The following is an 18,902-nucleotide window of genomic DNA, read 5'->3' as shown; positions in this document are numbered from 1 at the left end:
TTAATGGCTTATTTAGATTTTAAGATCTTAATTTTTCCTTCTCTCAATATCGTTATTTCGAATTTAGTATCTTTATCTAGGTTGTTTGCAAACTCCGCTATTTTTACCAAAGTCTCGTCTACAGTGTTGTATTCTATCCCATTAAAGGCAAGAATAATGTCACCTCCCATGATGAGTTTTTGTTTGCCTATAGAGACTTCAGTGTCGCCTTCACGAATACCCATTCTTCCAAAAATTGAAGATACAACAACACGTTGTACAAGTAAACCATTAGGCTGAGGAAGGTTAAATATTTTAGCTTCTTTTCCACTTAAAGAGTATAAATCAGCACCAAACCAAGGCATTTTATTGTTCAATAATAATTTAGCGGCCAAATTTGAACTAGAGGCAAATCCTATTCCATCAGATCCGCCAGTTTTACTGGTAATATGACTTACAATACCAACAACTTCTCCATTCAGGTTAAACATGGGGCCCCCAGAGTTTCCTTGATTAATGGCTGCATCTGTTTGAATAAAATCGGTATTTGTAAAAGGATTTTTTCCTAGGGTTTCTCTTCTAAATCCACTCACATAGCCCGATGACATTGAAAACCCAACACCCAAGGGTACGCCAATTACAAAAACTTGTTGACCAATTTTCATTTTATCAGAATCCCCAAATTTGACGGTTACAGCATTGGCTCTTTTTCTTGTTAATCCAATTAATGCTATGTCCGCAGTTTTGTAAGAGGATACTACTTTGGCCGGAATTACTTCGCCATCGGCAAATTGAACCATCAGGCGTTTTGGCGCTTTTACAACATGGGCAGCCGTTACAACTAATTGATCAGAGACCATGAATCCGGATCCCAAACCACCACTAGTTACGGTTTGTGAATTGTTAGAACTTTCAGTAATTATGGTGTTTTCTTCAGTAAAAATGGCAACAACAGCAGGACTCACTTTTTCGTAAATATTAGAAATGTCTTGAGCTTGAATAGTAGGACTAAATAAAATAAGGAGAATAGGTAAGAGTAGCGTTTTTTTCATTTTGAATAATTTGATATCACTTTACGAAGTTATAATTAACTTTGGTTTTAAAGGCAATTATACGTGGGAAAATCGACTTTTCATAAGCTTTTTAAAAGATTGCCTTTAAAAATTTTAGTTTTTGTCATAATATGGCTGACATTAAATTTAAAGGGGCTAAATCTTCTATATTAGAAATTAGGCAGGATTCGTACAGCTTTATAACCTCCGCCGTTGTATTTAGAGCTTCATGTTCTGAGAATTTATATTTCAGCTACTATTTGATTTTTTATTTGATGAAGTTTTTTTTTGGATAAACAGCTAATTTATGAATGCGCTACTTTTTTAGGCTTGAAGACTCTCTAATAACTAATTCGGCATCTAAAATAATTTTATTAAGCTGCTGTTTGATGCTTTTTTTCTTGGTGTATTCTAAAAAGGTTTTGGCAGCTTGCTTGCCTATTTCTGCACTGTGCTGTTCGATACTTGTAATTGAGGGCGTTACCATTGAAGTGAAAGGCTCATTGCCAAAACCAACGAGAGCAATATCATTGGGCATATTGATGTTTTGTTCATTCAGCACCTGCAAAGCACCCAGAGCGGCGTAATCACCTGCTACATAAACGGCGTCAGGTCTTTTGGGTAATTCAAGCAACTGGGTCATTTTAGCTCTACCATCTTTAATGGTAAGGTTGCTTTCTATAAGAAGTTCTTCATCTAAAGGCAGGTCGTGTTTTTTTAAGGCATCCACATAACCTCTTATTCTATTATTAAAAATTCTTGTACGCTTGAAACCTGCAATGTGAGCAATACGTTTACAGCCCTGTTTAACCAAGTGTTCCACGATCATATGGCTGCTATGGTAGTCATTAATACCAATATAATCAACATTCAAGTCATTCTCACCACGATCAAATAGAATTAAAGGAATACCTTTAGATTTAATTTTTTCGTAATGTTTTAGATTAACGGTTTCATTCGCCATCGAGGCAATGATTCCATCTACTTGTGTAAATAATAAGGTGTCAATGCTATCACATTCTTTTTTGTAAGACTCGTTTGATTGCGTAATGATGATATTATAGCCTTCTTTATTTAAAACGGCTTCCATATTTTCGATGACAGAGGAAAAGAAGTTACTGTTTGTTCTGGGGACAATAACACCAACCAAATGACTTTTTCCACTTCGTAAGGCACTAGCAAGATGATTTGGCTGATAGTTTAAGTTTTTGGCAACCTGTCTTACGGCTTTTTTGGTTTTGGCGCTAATGCGAGAATCGTCATGAAGCGCTTTAGAAACCGCCGCTGGAGATATGTTTAAAACGTTCGCAATATCTTTTATGGTGGTTTTCTTTTTGTGATTCAATTTTTTTATATATTTTTGCTTAATCGTTTAAGCAAATATACAGCGTTAGTTTTTATAATCAAAACCGAGAGACTTTTAGTGGTTTTGATTTTTTAGCGAAAAACTGCTTAAACGATTAAGCAACTAGGATATTTTAATAAATAAGAGTTAAAACAATGGGTAAAGTAGTAACATTTGGAGAAATCATGTTAAGATTAGCTCCTCAAGGATTTTTAAGATTTTCACAAGCAAATAGTTTTGATGCTATTTATGGTGGAGGAGAGTCTAACGTAGCTGTATCATTAGCTAATTATGGTGTTGATGTTGATTTTGTAACACGATTACCAAAGAACGACATTGGTGAGTGTGCCATGATGGAGATGCGTAAAAGAGGTGTTGGTGTTGATAAGATTGTATATGGTGGTGATCGTTTAGGGATTTATTTCTTAGAAACGGGAGCTGTTTCAAGAGGGTCAAAAGTAGTGTACGACAGAGCGCATTCTGCCATTGCAGAAATTGAATCAGGTATGATTGATTGGGATGCTGTTTTTGAAGGCTGTGAGTGGTTTCACTGGACAGGTATTACGCCAGCAATTTCTCAAGGATCTGCAGATGTTTGTTTAGAAGCTGTAAAAGCGGCTAGTGCAAAAGGTATTACGATATCTACAGATTTGAACTACCGTGCTAAGTTATGGAAGTATTGTGATGATGCTCATAGAGAAGCTGTAATGACAGAGTTAACGTCTTATTGTGATGTTGTTTTAGGTAACGAAGAGGATGCAGAAATGCATTTCGGAATTAAGCCTGAAGGTGCAGCTGTTCAAACTGCTGGACATAATGTAAAAGCGGAAGCTTTCTTATCAGTTTGTCAACAAATGATGGAAAAATTCCCAAGAGCTAAAAAGGTAATTACTACCTTAAGAGGTTCTATTTCTGCATCGCATAATACATGGGCTGGTGTTTTATATGATGGGAAAGAAATGTTACAAACACGTCAATACCAAATTACTGATATTGTAGATAGAGTAGGTGGTGGTGATTCATTTATGGGAGGTTTAATCTACGGATTACTTACTTACCCAGAAGATGATCAAAATGCATTAGACTTTGCTGTAGCTGCATCTTGTTTAAAACATACCATTAAAGGTGATGCTAACTTAGTTACTGTAGCTGAAGTAGAAAAATTAATGGGAGGTGATGCGTCAGGACGTGTTGCTAGATAATATATATGGTTATGCGTTTATCTGTTAAATCATTTAATGGATTTAACAGATAAACAAATACACAACTAAACAATTAAACATTTTTAAGATGGCACAATTTTCAAGATTAGAAGTAGCACAGGCTATGAAAGAAACAGGGATGATTCCTTTGTTTTTTAACAATGATATAGAGTTGAGTAAAAAGGTATTAAAGGCATGCTATGATGGTGGTGCGCGTTTAATGGAATTTACAGCACGTGGCGATTTCGCTCATGAAGTTTTTGGAGAATTAACTAAATATGCTATTGCCGAATTACCAGGCATGATTATGGGTGTTGGTTCTGTTACTGATGGTGCAGCTGCGTCTTTATATATGGCTTTAGGTGCTAATTTTATAGTGACACCAGTATTGAGAGAAGATATTGCTATTGCATGTAATCGTAAAAAAGTATTATGGTCTCCTGGATGTGGTACTTTAACTGAAATTGCTAGAGCAGAAGAGCTTGGGTGTGAAATTGTAAAATTATTCCCTGGGGATATTTACGGACCACAATTTGTGAAAGGTATTAAAGGCCCTCAACCATGGACTAGTATTATGCCTACAGGAGGCGTGTCTCCTACAGAAGAAAACCTAAAAGGTTGGTTTGATGCAGGTGTAACTTGCGTAGGAATGGGGTCTAAGTTAATTTCAAAAGAGATTATTGCTAATAAAGATTATGCAAAATTAGAGTCAGATGTTAAGGCTGCCTTAGCTATAGTAAAGGCTGTTAGAAAATAATTACTATAAATTATAGTTTAGAAAAAGGCTGCTTCAAGGCAGCCTTTTTTTATGGAAAACAGTGTCAAATAAAACTTTAGCTTTCTATTTTTCTGCTGAATTTTATTTTGTTACATTTGGCCTCGTATAAAAAAATATGTAATAATGAGAATAATGAAATTTTTAAGTCTAGTAACACTAGTTTTACTAGTTGTATCATGTAATAAAAATGGTGTTACCAAAAAACCATTGAAAACTGAGTTAGATTCTGTTAGCTATGCTATCGGATTAGATGTCGCTAGAAATGTGAAAAATAGTTTTGATGAATTTGATAGTGATTTATTTATTCAAGGTTTTATAAATGCTTCTGATTCAAGTGATGTACTTCTAGAACAGGCTGATGCTCAAAAAGTAGTACAAGCGTATTTCCAAAAGAAACAGAAAAAGATGGCTGAAGAGGCTCAAGCTCAAGGTGAAGCTAATAGAGTAGAGGGTGTTGCTTTCTTAGAAGCTAATAAGTCTAAAGAAGGTGTTCAAACTACTGAAAGCGGTTTACAATATATCGTTTTAAAAGAAGGATCTGGAGAAAAACCAACCACTACTTCTAAAGTAAAAGTACATTACCATGGTACTTTACTTGATGGAACTGTATTTGATAGTTCAGTAGATAGAGGGGAGCCAGCTGAGTTTGGTGTTACTCAAGTAATTAAAGGATGGACAGAAGGGTTGCAATTAATGCCACTTGGTTCTAAGTACAAATTTTTTATTCCTCAAGAATTGGCATACGGTGCTAACCCAAGACCGGGAGGGGCAATTAAGCCATATGCAACTTTAATTTTTGATGTTGAGTTGTTAGAAATAAACTAAGTTTTATAAAAATAGTTTTAAAAAAACGCAGGAAGTTCTCTTTCTGCGTTTTTTTTGTTTCTGATATTTCCATTGGAATAAACAATCAAGTTGTAACTTTGCAGCATCTTAAATTAAAGGTTAAATGAGTCATAAAGCAGGTTTTGTAAATATTATTGGTAATCCTAATGTCGGTAAATCGACATTAATGAATGCCTTTGTAGGTGAGAAGTTATCTATAATTACTTCAAAAGCGCAAACCACAAGGCATCGTATCTTAGGCATTGTTAATGGTGAAGATTTTCAGGTGGTTTTAAGTGATACTCCTGGTATTATAAAACCAGCTTATGAACTTCAAGAATCTATGATGGGATTTGTGAAATCGGCTTTCGAAGATGCTGACGTACTCATTTACATGGTAGAAATTGGAGAGCAGGCCTTAAAAGACGAAGCCTTTTTTAAGAAAATCACCAACTCTAAAATTCCTGTTTTATTGTTGTTAAATAAAATTGATAAGTCCGATCAAGAACAGTTGGAAAAGCAAGTGCAAGTTTGGTCTGAAAAGGTGCCCAATGCTGAAATTTATCCAGTTTCAGCTCTCGAAGGTTTTAATGTGAAGGAGGTGTTTAATCGTATTATAGAATTACTTCCCGATTCTCCTCCGTTTTACCCTAAAGATCAGTTGACAGATAAGCCAGAACGCTTTTTTATAAACGAAACCATTAGAGAAAAGATTCTAATGCACTATAAAAAAGAAATACCTTATGCTGTTGAAGTAGATACTGAAGAGTTTTTTGAAGAAGAAAAAATCATTCGAGTACGTTCAGTTATCATGGTAGAACGCGACACCCAAAAAGGTATAATTATTGGTCATAAAGGAAGTGCTTTAAAACGTGTTGGAATGGAAGCACGAAAGGATCTTGAAGCCTTCTTCGGAAAACAAATTCATATTGAATTATATGTAAAAGTCAATAAAAATTGGCGCAGTAATCAAAATCAATTAAAACGCTTTGGTTATAACAACTAAGAATGGACTTAAGTGTTTTTAGAAGGTTTCTACATATTTAAGATTGAAAAAGTAACCGTAATTCTCATAGACTAGGTTCTTTTTTTTCATAGATGACTTTGTTCATAAAATCATTGAGGGCATGCATTTCTGGTTTAGTTGATGCTTTGCCTATACTACCAGCAAAATATAAGGCTATCCAAACGACTACCATAAGAACCATTAAACTGACTTGTAGTGCTATGTTTTGTTCTAATGCCCATTCACTATACCCCCAAACGCCTAATACGAGAAAGGCTGTGGCTACTAAAAAGTGAAGAAAGATAAACATGGTCCAGACTGTAGGGTTAGGACCAAATAAGCCATGAATAATACTGTTGCTGTCATCTACTTTGTTAATTTCAAGATGCAGTTGGGGAGACCAAAAGGTCTGTTTCTCTTTAGGAAACTTAATAAAAACATGATCATCCACCCGAGTTATAATAAATTCAGACTGCGTTGTTTTTGCATTTCTAAAATCACTCAAAATAGCTTGATTGTAACGTGCTAGTTCAATTTTAAATCGTGGGCGTAAAACAATATCATTTGATAATGCCATAAGTTATAGTTAAGGACTATTAAAATACTATTTTTTTTGATACCGATAAATTTTATTCTTTATTCTATAAAAAGATGGGACATACAGTATATTTCCTATTTTTGCAAAAGTTTTCAGGAAGTCCTAAGTAAATCGGTTTTAACCTGTTATAGTTAATTTGAGATTATGAGTAATATAGTAGCCATAGTAGGAAGACCAAATGTTGGTAAATCAACATTTTTTAATCGTTTAATACAAAGACGTGAAGCCATTGTTGATGCTGTAAGTGGCGTGACAAGAGATAGGCATTACGGAAAGAGCGATTGGAATGGGAAGGAGTTTTCGTTAATTGACACCGGAGGGTATGTGCTAGGAAGTGATGACGTTTTTGAAGCTGAAATAGACCGACAAGTGGAATTAGCCATTGATGAGGCCGATGCCATTATTTTTATGGTTGATGTAGAGTCTGGTGTAACAGGAATGGATGAAGATGTTGCAAAATTACTAAGACGGGTTAATAAACCTGTGTTTTTAGTAGTTAACAAAGTTGATAATGGTAAGCGTGCTGAAGATGCTGTAGAGTTTTATTCTCTTGGTTTAGGGGAGTACTACACCATAGCGAGTATAAATGGCAGTGGTACTGGAGATCTGCTAGATGCTTTGATCGAAGCTTTGCCAGAAAAGGAAGAGGTCATAGAAGAAGATCTTCCGCGTTTTGCCGTTGTTGGACGTCCTAATGCTGGAAAATCGTCGTTTATTAATGCACTTATTGGTGAAGACCGATATATTGTTACAGATATTGCTGGAACTACAAGAGATTCCATTGATACTAAATATAATCGTTTTGGTTTTGAGTTTAATTTGGTAGATACTGCTGGAATAAGAAGAAAGTCAAAGGTTAAAGAAGATTTAGAATTTTACTCGGTTATGCGTAGTGTTAGAGCTATTGAACATGCCGATGTATGTTTGTTGGTTTTAGATGCTAATAGAGGGTTTGACGGGCAAGTTCAAAATATTTTTTGGTTAGCAGAACGCAATAGAAAAGGTATTGTTGTTTTAGTTAATAAGTGGGATTTGGTTGAGAAAGATCATAAATCGGTCAAAGAATATGAGCGGGCCATAAAAAAACAAATGGAACCTTTTACCGATGTGCCTGTTGTTTTTATTTCCGCTTTGACCAAGCAACGCATTTTTAAAGCTATTGAAACCGCTGTTGAAGTCTATAAAAATAGAAGTAAAAAAATTAAAACCAGTGAGCTCAATGATGTTTTGTTGCCTATTATAGAAAGTTACCCACCTCCGGCATATAAAGGTAAATTTGTGAAAATAAAGTACATTATGCAGCTGCCAACACCTCAGCCACAGTTTGCGTTTTTCTGTAACTTACCGCAATATGTGAAAGATCCATATAAACGATTTTTAGAAAACAAACTTCGTCAGCGTTTTGGGTTTAATGGCGTTCCCATAAGCGTTTATATGCGTAAGAAATAATCATAGAAAGAAGTAACAATTTGTCAGGTTATTGGTTATTTTTAAGTAATCAAAAGATGTGATAATGCGTATTGAATTTTTTTCTGTAAAACTTCTAATATTAGTATTGCTTATGAATTTTAATTGTCAAAAACATCAAGAAAGAAATGCTTTTGGTGAAGATTTACAATTTCTAAAGCAATATATAACTCCTATTGTTTTAAAACAGGGGCAGCAACAAGTCATTGTGTCTTCTGAGTTTCAAGGAAGAGTATTTGCGAGCACCTCTAAAGGGTTGGTTGGACCTAGTTATGGTTGGTTTAATAAAGATCTTTTTATTAATGATAATGCGTTGCAAAATATTAGTAGTGTAGGAGGTGCAAGTAGAATTTGGTTTGGACCCGATCAAGGGGAAAATAATGTCTTTGTTGACGTAAATGAAATTACAAAAGAAGTCATTCGGGCAGCTCCTAAAGATCTTGATACACTACCGTTTAACATATTTGAAAAATCGGAATCTGCAGTAACATTAGGAAGTAAAATGCATATCAAAAACTTAAAAGGTTTTGATTTTTATGTTGATATTAAACGAAGCATAGAGCTTTTAAGTGAAGCGGATATTGCATCAAATTTAAATATATCATTAAATAGTGCGGTAGATTTCGTTGCATTTAGTGCAGAAACCCAAATGATTAATGTGGGCAATGAAAATTGGACTAAAGCGAAGGGCATTATTTCATTGTGGGAATTAGGCTGTATGGAACCTACTCCCAACACAACCGCGGTTATTCCACTAAAAGGCGAAGTTAATCAAGCTACGGTTTATTTTACGTCTATAGATAGTACCAGAATTAAAATAGAGAATAATACATTGTTTTATAAAGCAGATGCTGAATATTTAAATAAAATTGGTACACCTCCTGAAAATACCTTGCCTTATTTTGGGAGTTATAGTCCCGAGTTAAATTTGCTAACCGTTGTTAGGTTTAGCTTTACAGGGGAGCAAGATTATGTAAATGCTGTTCCAGATAATACAGCGCCCTATAAAGGAGATGTGATTAATATTTTTAATGATGGCACTTGGGGAGATATTGGACCATTTGGTCCGTTTTACGAATTGGAAACATCATCACCAGCAAAAGCGCTTAAAGTTGGAGAAAGTTTAACGCATGTGCATGAAACGTATCATTTTGAAGGTTCTAAGGCAGAATTGAACAAGATTTCTGTCGCTGTATTTGGTGTTAATTTGGATGTTGTGGAAAACGCGTTGCCTTAAGTTTTTTTTTAATTTTAAATCTACCAACCCCCAGAAGCACCACCACCGCCAAAGCCGCCGCCGCCAAAGCCACCACCGAAGCCGCCGCCACCAAAACTTCCGCCTGAACTTCCGCCCCAGCCACTAGAGCCTCCGCGATAATTACCACGGCCCATATTGCTTAAAATAATAGCATCCCAAATATCAAAACCGCCGCCGCGTCTTCCTCCATTGCCACCGCCGCCACGCTTATTTTTTGATATTGAAATAATGATGATGATGAATATAATGATTAGGAAAAAAATAAAACCTACAGGAAACTCTTCCTGATTACCTTTTTTTCTACTGCCTTTGTATTCGCCTTGTAGTACTTCAAAAATAGCATCAGCGCCGCGATTTAAACCGCCAGGGTAATCATTTCGTTTGAAAAAGGGAATAATATCGCGTTCAATGATACGTTTTGACAGCGCATCAGTTAATAAGTGTTCAATGCCATAGCCTGTATTTATTGCAATTCTTCTATCACCTTTGGCTAACAAGATCAAAATACCATTGTCTTCCTTGGCTTGCCCAATTCCCCATTGTTGTCCCCACTGTGCTCCTAGATAATTAATGTTCTCACCTTCAGTAGAATTAATTATTGCTATGACTATTTGCGTTGAGGTCGTATCAGAGTACTTAATAAGTTTTTGTTCTAAGTTGCTTTTTTCATTAGGCGTTAACGCATTTACATAATCATAAACACTAGTTTGAAATTCAGGTTTTTCTGGGATTTTAAATTGGGCAAAAGCAATATTTAGAGCGCAAAGGCTTAAAAATAAAAACAAAAAGGTGCTTTTATTTTTTCTAATGAAATACTTACTGATTAATGAACACTGCATATATATGTTACCCTTTAGAGATTTCGTTTGAAAGTTCATTAGTGTCATCATCAGTATAGGGGAAATACTTTTTTAGTCTATCTCCTGATCTTAATATACCTTCCACTAAGCCTTTTTTAAATTCACCTTTTTTAAAATGTGATTGCATGAGATCTTTGGTACAATCCCAAAAATCATTTTCAACAAGGTTATTGATGCCTTCATCCCCATAAATCACGAAGGTTTTATCGGCTACAGCCACATAAATTAAAACACCATTCTTACGTTTCGTATTATCCATTTTTAGCGTATGGAATAATTCTAGAGCTCTGGGAGTGGCATCGCCATTTGCAGTCTTTTCTAGGTGAACACGGATTTCTCCGGAGGTATTGAGTTCGGCCAATCTAATGGCTTCAATAATTTCTTGCTCTTCTTCTTTACTTAGGAAATCTTCTGTTTTTGACATTAGAATTCAACTTTAGGAGCGTTTTCACTACCTGGGGCACTTTTAAATCGGGCCATTTCTTCAAATCCAAATAAGCCAGCTAAGAGTTTTCCTGGAAACTTTGTTGTGAATATATCGTAGGTGTTAACTTCTTCATTGTATCTATTTCGTTCTACGTTAATTCTATTTTCTGTACTCTCAAGTTGAGATTGTAGTTCTCCAAATCTTTTGTCTGCCTTTAATTCAGGATAGCGTTCTACAGTTACTAATAATTTTGATAAAGCACCACTTAACCCTTGTTGTGCCTGTTGAAATTGCGCCATTTTTTCTGGCGTTAAATCATTGGCGTCAATGGTTGTTTTTGTAGCTTCAGAGCGGGCTTTGATAACCCCTTCTAAGGTTTCTTTTTCATGTGCCGCATACCCTTTTACCGTAGATACTAAATTCGGGATTAAATCAGCTCTTCTTTGGTAAGCGCTTTCCACATTAGACCACGCTGTTTTAGCATTGGCTTCGTATTCTACAGCTGTATTATTAAATCCTTTAGCCCAAGAGTAAATTCCAAAAACTACAATAGCTACAATAATCCATGGTAAAAATTTCTTCATGATAAGTTTGTTTAATATAATATGTTAATTACTAATTAGTAGGTCTCAATGCGACCAATAAAGTTACATCTAATAAAAGATATTTCTAAAGGTGTTCTTTTATTTTGGTGAGTTGATTCCTTATATCTTCAAGTTTACTTATGATTTCAAAATTACTAAGGGTTTCTTTTTTGCCTTCTTTTAAATGAATTTTAGCCCCTTCAAGAGTAAAACCGCGCTCCTTAACTAAATGAAAAATCAATTTTAAATTTTTGATATCTTCTGGGGTGAACTTTCTATTGCCCTTAGCGTTTTTTTTTGGTTTTAAAACATCAAATTCCTTTTCCCAAAAACGTATCAAAGAGGTGTTTACATCAAATGCCTTGGCAACTTCGCCTATGGCATAATATCTTCTTTCGGGTAAGTCTATATGCATTAGTCTAAAGATTGGTTTTCTAATGTTGCGTGCTCCAATAATTTGTTAAACTCTTCGGCCGTTAAACTTCCGTAATAGAAATTTATTGGATTAATAGCTCTTTTGTCTTTACGTATTTCGTAATGTAAATGCGGGGCTTGGGAGCGCCCTGTGCTTCCTACAAAACCAATTAAATCACCGCGTTTTACTTTTTGGTTTCTTCTCACATTGTACTTGTAGAGGTGGGCATAGAGGCTGGTATAGCCATAACCGTGATCTATTCTAATATGTTTACCATAACCAGTAGATCGGGAATCAGCTCTGGTCACAATACCGTCTCCACTTGCGTAAATAGGGGTGCCTCTAGGTGCGCTAAAATCCATGCCTTTGTGCATCTTCCTCACTTTGGTAAAGGGATCTGAGCGCATGCCGTAACCAGAAGCCATTCGGGTTAAGTCGGCATTACTAACCGGTTGAATAGCTGGTATGGCTGCTAATAGTTTCTCCTTTTCTTCAGCAAGAGTAGCTATTTCGTCTAAAGATTTAGATTGCACTACAATTTGTTTTTGCAATATGTCTAGGCGTCTATTGCTTTCAACAATTAATCTGGTATTATCATAACCCTCTAAGTTTTTATAGCGATTAATCCCGCCAAAACCCGCTCTGCGTTGTTCGTCAGGAATAGGATTCGCTTCAAAATACACGCGATAAATATTATTGTCTCTGTCGGCAATGTTTTCTAATACAGCCTCTGCATGCTCCATTTTTTTGTTAAGCAATTCAAACTGAAGTAGGGCATTTTGTAATTCTCTTTTTAAGGTGCGTTCTTTTGGGGATTCAATGTATTGACTACCAATGAAAACAAAGATAAAAGCAAAAAAGGCGGCAGCCGACAGGAAGATTAATGCATACTTGAATGTCGTACGCTTTTTGCGCTCAATTTTCCTGTATGAAAGGGTGTCAGAATCGTAATAATATTTTAACTTACTCATTTCCTAATTTATACTATTTTTGCTGTAAAATTAAAGATTGCAAATATCTTCAATTTAGTAAGTAAACAGACAAGCTTTATCAAATAATATTATCCTGTTTTTCGATAATATTTGCGTTATAGGTTTACGCTATCCAAAATTTAAAATAAATTTGTACCGTAAATATAAAAATTGTTTCGCATAAATGGATAATTATATGAAGCAAGATTTTAAGAACAATACATGAAATCACAAGAAATTCGCTCCACATTTTTAAGTTTTTTTGAAGAAAAGAAACATAGCATATTACCATCTGCACCTATGGTTTTAAAAGATGATCCTACCTTGATGTTTGTAAATTCTGGTATGGCACCTTTTAAAGAGTATTTTTTAGGTCATGGGGAGCCTAAGAATACAAGGATAGCGGACAGTCAAAAATGTTTGCGCGTTTCTGGTAAGCATAATGATTTGGAAGAGGTGGGCTATGATACCTACCATCACACCTTGTTTGAGATGCTGGGCAATTGGAGTTTTGGTGATTACTTTAAAAAAGAGGCCATAGCTTGGGCATGGGAGTTACTTACAGAAGTGTATGGTATTGATAAAGATATTTTATACGTTACTGTTTTTGAAGGGAGTGATGATGGCGATAAACTCAGTCTCGATACTGAAGCTTATGATATCTGGAAGCAATATATTTCTGAAGATCGCATTTTAAAAGGAAATAAAAAAGATAATTTCTGGGAAATGGGAGAACAAGGACCTTGCGGGCCTTGTAGTGAAATACATGTTGATATTAGATCTGATGAAGAAAAGGCCAAGGTTTCTGGTAAGGATCTTGTGAATATGGATCACCCGCATGTAGTGGAAATTTGGAATTTGGTTTTTATGCAGTATAATCGCAAAGCCAATGGAACTTTAGAACCTTTGCCAAACAAGCACATTGATACAGGTATGGGGTTTGAACGCCTGTGTATGGTGTTACAGGGCGTGCAATCTAATTATGATACGGATGTGTTTACCCCGTTAATTAGAGAAATAGAAACCATATCAAACAAACAATATGGAGAATCTGACAAAGTAGATATTGCTATTCGTGTCATTTCTGATCATGTTAGAGCGGTGGCATTTTCTATTGCTGACGGTCAATTGCCTAGTAATACTGGTGCGGGGTACGTGATAAGAAGAATTTTGCGTCGGGCTATTCGCTATGGTTTTACTTTTTTAGATAAGAAAGAGGCTTTTATTTATAGACTTGTGGATGTATTGAGCAAAAGAATGGGGACTGCGTTTCCTGAATTGAAAGCTCAAAAACAGCTCATAGAAAATGTTATAAAAGAAGAAGAACAATCTTTTTTAAGAACCTTAGATCAAGGTTTAGTGCTATTAAATAAGATGGTAGATGAAACAAAAGGCAATGTTGTTTCTGGAGAAAAGGCATTCGAGTTATATGATACTTATGGATTTCCAATAGACTTAACGGCACTAATACTTTCTGAAAAAGATTTAAAGCTTGATGAAAAAGGTTTTAATGAAGAACTAGAGAAGCAGAAAAAGCGATCGCGCGCGGCAAGTGAAATGTCAACGGATGATTGGACCATATTAACTGAAGATACAGAAGAAGGTTTTGTGGGTTATGATACTCTGGAAGCTCAAGTAAAAATAACGCGATTCAGAAAGGTTAGTTCAAAGAAGGATGGTGATTTATATCAATTGGTGTTCAATGTAACGCCCTTTTATGCAGAAGGTGGAGGACAAGTTGGCGATAAAGGGTATTTGGAAGATGCTCATGGTGATGTGATTTACATTATAGATTCCAAAAAGGAAAATAATCTGATTATTCATTTTGTTAAAAACTTACCTAATCATATAAATGAAAGTTTTAGGGCGGTGGTTGATGCAAAACAACGTCTTAGAACTGAGAGTAACCATACGGCAACACATTTACTACATCAAGCGCTAAGAGAGGTTTTAGGGACACATGTAGAACAAAAAGGTAGTGCTGTACATTCTAAATATTTGCGTTTTGATTTTTCTCATTTTTCGAAATTATCGGTTGAAGAGTTACGTGATGTTGAAAATTTTGTAAATCGAAGAATCGAAGGGAAGTTGCCTTTAGAAGAAAAACGAAATGTTCCTAAGGAGGAAGCTATGGCAGAAGGTGCCATGAGTTTATTTGGAGAAAAGTATGGGGATACAGTTCGTACAATCCGTTTCGGGCAGTCGGTTGAACTTTGTGGTGGTACCCATGTTAGTAATACATCTGATATATGGCATTTTAAAATTGTGTCTGAAGGTGCTGTTGCAGCCGGAATAAGGCGTATAGAGGCCATTACCAACGATGCTGTAAAAGATTTTTATTTTGAAAATAATCGCGCTTATTTTGAAATGAAAGACATGTTAAACAATGCCAAGGAACCTGTGAAAGCCTTACATAGTTTGCAAGAAGAAAATTCGGCACTTAAGAAACAAATAGAAGTCTTATTAAAAGACAAAGCCAAGAATATAAAAGCAGAACTTAAGAATGAACTATTAGATGTAAACGGGGTTCAGTTTTTAGCCAAGAAATTAGATTTAGATGCCGCAGGTTTAAAAAATCTGGCTTTTGAATTAGGAAGTCAGTTTGACAATTTATTCTTACTATTTGCTACGGAACAAAATGGTAAGGCCTTATTGTCTTGTTATATATCTAAAGGTCTTGTTGCTGAAAAAGGATTAAATGCAGGTCAAGTGGTTAGGGAATTAGGAAAGTTTATTCAAGGCGGTGGCGGCGGACAGCCATTTTTCGCAACTGCAGGAGGAAAGCATCCGGCTGGAATTAATGATGCCTTAAAAAAGGCAAAAGAATATATTTCATAATTGGAATTACAAACCAAAATACCATTAGAGAAGCAGTTAGAACATCAAATAGACTACACATCTAATGTATTATTAATAGGGTCTTGCTTTTCAGATAATATTGGAGCGAAGTTAGATTATTATAAGTTTCAAAATGTTCAGAATCCTTTTGGTGTATTATTCCATCCAAAGGCTATTGAAACACTTATTCATAGTGCCGTTTCCGGTAGAACGTATTTAGAAAAAGATGTTATTTTTCATAATGAGCAATGGCATTGCTTTGATGCACATTCAAAATTGAGCAATGCATCAAAAGAAGATTTGTTGATCCAATTGAATAGACAAGTTCAAATAACACATCAACAGCTTAAGACATCTTCTCATGTCATTATAACTCTTGGAACAGCATGGGCTTATGTGTTTAAGGTGTTCAACCAACATGTTGCTAATTGCCACAAAATACCGCAGAAGCAATTTGATAAGGTTTTGTTATCCGTGGAGGACATTGTAATGGTATTAAATAATATTATCGATTTAATACAAAAGGCTAATCCCCATGCCGCCATAATTTTTACGGTGTCGCCAGTAAGGCATTTGAAAGATGGCTTTGTTGAAAACACGCAAAGCAAGTCGCATTTAATTGCTGCAATACATGGTTTGCTAAATGCTAATAAGTTGACTGCAAGTCAAAGTTTGTTTTATTTCCCATCTTATGAGCTGCTCATGGATGAACTCAGGGATTATAGATTTTATAATGACGATATGATTCATCCCAATGCATTAGCGATAAATTATATTTGGGAGAAATTTAAGTGGGTTTGGTGTTCTGATACTTCAACAAATACTTTAAAGAAAGTTGAGACTATTCAGAAAGGGTTAAAGCATAAGCCATTTAATGCCAATTCATTAGCTAATAAAAAGTTTCTTAAGCATTTGAATACTCAAATTCAAGAACTGCAAATACAATATCCGCATATAGTTTTCTAATTATTTTTAAATAAATAGATAGTTATTTTGTCTGTTAAATTTATGGCTAGGCTATAATGTGCTACACTTTTTAGGTGCTTGATTTTATCAATTATTTCTTATAGTGTTGGTTTTTAGAGTGTTGCGGTTTATCTCGTTTTAATGCAGTTTGTCGAATAATTAACAATTGTATTGTGGATAATTGTAATTTCATCGGGCTATTAATCAATTTGTATCAAAAGCATCATTTGTGAAAATCAATAAAAGGGTTTACAAAGGGTGCTTTTTTTAGTTTTAAGCATGGATTATACCCAGGTATTCAAAATACATAGAGAAGACGTAGTTTTAATCTTAGTTTAACATTGTAGTAATATCAGAATAAGTTTTCTGGTTTACATTTGTAGTGTAAGTTTAAATGTCATAAATACATTGGTTAGGCTCCTTATGTCGGAGAAACTGATGTTTTTTTGTTTTATATCAAAAAGTAAACTAAAGCCGGAAATTATTTTTAAATTGCTACATGCGAAAAATCCTCTTTGGTGTTATTATCACTTTAATTCTCCTGTTTTCTTTTAAATACTGTGAAGAACAGAAAAAGGATCAATTAGTACTACAGGAAAACTCCGCGCTCATTCAAAAACAAATTAATAATGTTGGAAAGCTCATAGTCACTGAAGGGCATTTTAGTGAAGTTTTCAATTATAAAAATTCTAAAGAGGTATTTGGTGATTATTTTACCTCGGAAAAGAAGGCATTAGTTGTGGTAAATGCTGATGTTACTATTGCTTATGATTTAGGGGAAATTGAGTTTGAAGTCGATGAGGTTTCTAAAACACTAACTATTGTAACGATTCCAGATGAGGAAATACGAATAAGTCCTGATTTTGAGTATTATGATATTCAAGCTGATTTTTTTAATCCTTTTGAAGCCAAGGATTATAATGCCATTAAAAAGATAGTCAAGGCTTCACTGAGTAAGAAAATTGAAAATTCAGATTTAAAGCATAATGCCAGAAATAGATTAATCAGTGAATTATCTAAATTTTATATTCTAACAAATTCTTTAGGCTGGACTCTAAAGTACAATGACGCTTCAATCACTACTATGGATGATATGAACCGTTTAAAATTATAACTTATTTTTTAAATTGGTCCAACCACCACCATTAAGCGCTTGTATGCCGTTAGCATTTAAAATGGATGCAGCATTTGCTGAGCGCATACCACTGGCACAACATGTTATTACAGGTTTGTTTAGCTGTTGTATGTCTTTAATATTGGACTTAATGTTTTGCAGTGGTATGTTCTTAGAGCCTTTGATTGCCCCTTGCTTATACTCTCCTGGGGTACGCACATCAATAATGATAGCCCCCGCTTGTTGAAAGGATTTTATGTCATCTGTTTTATTCCCAAAAAGAAAATCGAGTAGTCCCATTTTATTATTTTTTTACAAAGAACAATAAACTATTTAGTTTCGTCTGTAACTTGAGTTACTTTAATGTCCGGTTTGTAAATTTTTGTATATTCACTTTTATTAATTCTACCAGAATATATGGAACCTTTCGTCACCTTAAGTATAGAAAATAATGTAGGTTATATTGTTTTTTTTCACCCCAGTAGAAACGCAATGCCAAGTGGTATATTAACATTGCTAGCTCAAACCATTACAGAAGCGGGACAAAACGAAACAATACAAGTTATTGTGCTTAAAAGTGGCGGGGACAGAACATTTTGTGCCGGCGCCAGTTTTAATGAAGTTATTGCTATAGAAGATGAAACGATGGGGAAAGCTTTTTTTTCTGGATTTGCTAATGTGATTAATGCCATGCGTCAATGCCCTAAATTAATAATAGGGCGCGTGCAGGGGAAAACTGTTGGGGGCGGTGTTGGTCTTGCCGCGGCTACTGATTATTGTATGGCAACAAAATACGCTTCTATTAGATTGAGCGAATTAAGTATTGGTATTGGACCTTTTGTGATTGAACCCGTGGTATCTAGAAAAATTGGGACTACAGCCATGTCGCAGATGACCTTAGATGCCGAAACTTTCTTTTCGGCTGATTTTGCAAAAGACAAAGGCTTGTATGCAGAAGTTTTTGAAACCATTGAAGCTTTAGACGAAGCGGTTAAAGTTTTTGCAGAACGATTAGCCGGTTATAATCCAGAAGCTTTGAAAGCTATGAAAAGTGTCTTTTGGAAGGATACAGCACATTGGGATGTGTTGTTAGATGAGCGTGCTAAAATGAGCGGTAAACTCGTGTTGAGTGCATTTACAAAAAACACCTTGAAGCGTTTCAGATAAATAACGCGATCACCGTTTTTAGAGTTTTTTGGTATTAACCGCTTGTTTCC

Annotated in this window: 19 protein-coding genes; 10 read left to right on the top strand and 9 right to left on the bottom strand. The window is 35.1% G+C overall.

The annotated features are described in order from the left end of the window. Window positions 1–8: 8 nt before the first annotated feature. The gene (locus IE051_RS16420) at window positions 9–1,031 is read right to left on the bottom strand and encodes a S1C family serine protease (RefSeq protein ID WP_189362501.1); all 1,023 of its coding nucleotides are present in this window, start codon (window positions 1,029–1,031) and stop codon (window positions 9–11) included. A gap of 316 nt (window positions 1,032–1,347) precedes the next feature. Further along, window positions 1,348–2,376, bottom strand: a complete 1,029-nt coding sequence (locus tag IE051_RS16415; RefSeq protein ID WP_189362500.1) for a LacI family DNA-binding transcriptional regulator — start codon at window positions 2,374–2,376, stop codon at window positions 1,348–1,350. 155 nt (window positions 2,377–2,531) lie between these two features. On the opposite strand from IE051_RS16415, the gene IE051_RS16410 reads away from it, so the two are divergent. The 4 genes from IE051_RS16410 (at window position 2,532) to era (ending at window position 6,187) form a co-directional block, all read left to right on the top strand. Next, a complete protein-coding gene (locus IE051_RS16410; RefSeq protein WP_189362499.1) occupies window positions 2,532–3,578 on the top strand; it encodes a sugar kinase in 1,047 nt (348 codons plus the stop codon). Window positions 3,579–3,666: 88 nt separating this feature from the next. Beyond that, complete coding sequence (locus IE051_RS16405; RefSeq protein ID WP_189362498.1) at window positions 3,667–4,335, top strand: bifunctional 4-hydroxy-2-oxoglutarate aldolase/2-dehydro-3-deoxy-phosphogluconate aldolase; 669 nt, start codon at window positions 3,667–3,669, stop codon at window positions 4,333–4,335. Window positions 4,336–4,479: 144 nt separating this feature from the next. Then, window positions 4,480–5,181, top strand: a complete 702-nt coding sequence (bamJ, locus tag IE051_RS16400) for a BamJ family beta-barrel-assembly machinery protein (protein ID WP_229796847.1) — start codon at window positions 4,480–4,482, stop codon at window positions 5,179–5,181. 124 nt (window positions 5,182–5,305) lie between these two features. Further along, window positions 5,306–6,187, top strand: a complete 882-nt coding sequence (gene era, locus IE051_RS16395) for a GTPase Era (RefSeq protein WP_189362497.1) — start codon at window positions 5,306–5,308, stop codon at window positions 6,185–6,187. Between the two features lie 64 nt (window positions 6,188–6,251). On the opposite strand, the gene IE051_RS16390 is transcribed toward era, so the two are convergent. Beyond that, on the bottom strand, window positions 6,252–6,764 hold the full coding sequence (locus tag IE051_RS16390; RefSeq protein WP_189362496.1) for a GTP-binding protein: 513 nt from the start codon (window positions 6,762–6,764) through the stop codon (window positions 6,252–6,254). A 165-nt stretch (window positions 6,765–6,929) separates the two neighbouring features. On the opposite strand from IE051_RS16390, the gene der reads away from it, so the two are divergent. Next, the gene (gene der / locus IE051_RS16385) at window positions 6,930–8,234 is read left to right on the top strand and encodes a ribosome biogenesis GTPase Der (RefSeq protein ID WP_189362495.1); all 1,305 of its coding nucleotides are present in this window, start codon (window positions 6,930–6,932) and stop codon (window positions 8,232–8,234) included. A 64-nt stretch (window positions 8,235–8,298) separates the two neighbouring features. Next, window positions 8,299–9,489 (top strand): DUF6786 family protein, encoded by a 1,191-nt coding sequence (locus IE051_RS16380; RefSeq protein WP_189362494.1) that lies wholly within the window; start codon window positions 8,299–8,301, stop codon window positions 9,487–9,489. A 20-nt stretch (window positions 9,490–9,509) separates the two neighbouring features. Here IE051_RS16380 and IE051_RS16375 read toward each other — a convergent pair whose 3' ends face one another. The 5 genes from IE051_RS16375 to IE051_RS16355 form a co-directional block, all read right to left on the bottom strand. Further along, window positions 9,510–10,349 carry a TPM domain-containing protein gene (locus IE051_RS16375; RefSeq protein ID WP_229796846.1) on the bottom strand — a complete coding sequence of 280 codons (840 nt, stop codon included), beginning with the start codon at window positions 10,347–10,349 and terminating at the stop codon, window positions 9,510–9,512. Between the two features lie 7 nt (window positions 10,350–10,356). Continuing rightward, window positions 10,357–10,794: a TPM domain-containing protein gene (locus IE051_RS16370; RefSeq protein WP_189362492.1), complete on the bottom strand. Its 438-nt coding sequence runs from the start codon at window positions 10,792–10,794 to the stop codon at window positions 10,357–10,359. Then, window positions 10,794–11,381, bottom strand: coding sequence for a LemA family protein (locus tag IE051_RS16365; protein WP_189362491.1), 588 nt, complete (start codon window positions 11,379–11,381; stop codon window positions 10,794–10,796). Before IE051_RS16365 ends, IE051_RS16370 begins: the two co-directional genes overlap by 1 nt. Before the next feature lie 85 nt (window positions 11,382–11,466). Next, a complete protein-coding gene (locus IE051_RS16360; protein WP_189362490.1) occupies window positions 11,467–11,796 on the bottom strand; it encodes a MerR family transcriptional regulator in 330 nt (109 codons plus the stop codon). Next, entirely contained in the window at window positions 11,796–12,767 is a 972-nt protein-coding gene (locus tag IE051_RS16355; protein WP_189362489.1) for a M23 family metallopeptidase, read from the bottom strand. Before IE051_RS16355 ends, IE051_RS16360 begins: the two co-directional genes overlap by 1 nt. 222 nt (window positions 12,768–12,989) lie before the next feature. Between IE051_RS16355 and alaS the strand changes: the two genes are divergently transcribed. From alaS to IE051_RS16340, 3 genes are all read left to right on the top strand, one after another. Continuing rightward, window positions 12,990–15,605 carry an alanine--tRNA ligase gene (gene alaS / locus IE051_RS16350; protein WP_189362488.1) on the top strand — a complete coding sequence of 872 codons (2,616 nt, stop codon included), beginning with the start codon at window positions 12,990–12,992 and terminating at the stop codon, window positions 15,603–15,605. Then, window positions 15,606–16,571 (top strand): GSCFA domain-containing protein, encoded by a 966-nt coding sequence (locus IE051_RS16345; RefSeq protein WP_189362487.1) that lies wholly within the window; start codon window positions 15,606–15,608, stop codon window positions 16,569–16,571. 499 nt (window positions 16,572–17,070) lie between these two features. After that, window positions 17,071–17,685 carry a DUF4230 domain-containing protein gene (locus IE051_RS16340; RefSeq protein ID WP_189362486.1) on the top strand — a complete coding sequence of 205 codons (615 nt, stop codon included), beginning with the start codon at window positions 17,071–17,073 and terminating at the stop codon, window positions 17,683–17,685. Here IE051_RS16340 and IE051_RS16335 read toward each other — a convergent pair. After that, window positions 17,680–17,985 (bottom strand): rhodanese-like domain-containing protein, encoded by a 306-nt coding sequence (locus IE051_RS16335; RefSeq protein WP_189362485.1) that lies wholly within the window; start codon window positions 17,983–17,985, stop codon window positions 17,680–17,682. The two genes, IE051_RS16340 and IE051_RS16335, sit on opposite strands and share 6 nt — an antisense overlap. A gap of 117 nt (window positions 17,986–18,102) precedes the next feature. On the opposite strand from IE051_RS16335, the gene IE051_RS16330 reads away from it, so the two are divergent. Further along, window positions 18,103–18,852, top strand: coding sequence for an enoyl-CoA hydratase/isomerase family protein (locus IE051_RS16330; RefSeq protein WP_189362484.1), 750 nt, complete (start codon window positions 18,103–18,105; stop codon window positions 18,850–18,852). The last annotated feature ends 50 nt before the right edge of the window (window positions 18,853–18,902 follow it).

The organism is Algibacter mikhailovii, assembly GCF_014651495.1.
GTDB lineage: Bacteria > Bacteroidota > Bacteroidia > Flavobacteriales > Flavobacteriaceae > Algibacter_E > Algibacter_E mikhailovii.
The sequence above is the reverse complement of the archived record's forward strand: the minus strand, read 5'-3'. Positions and strand labels throughout refer to the sequence as shown.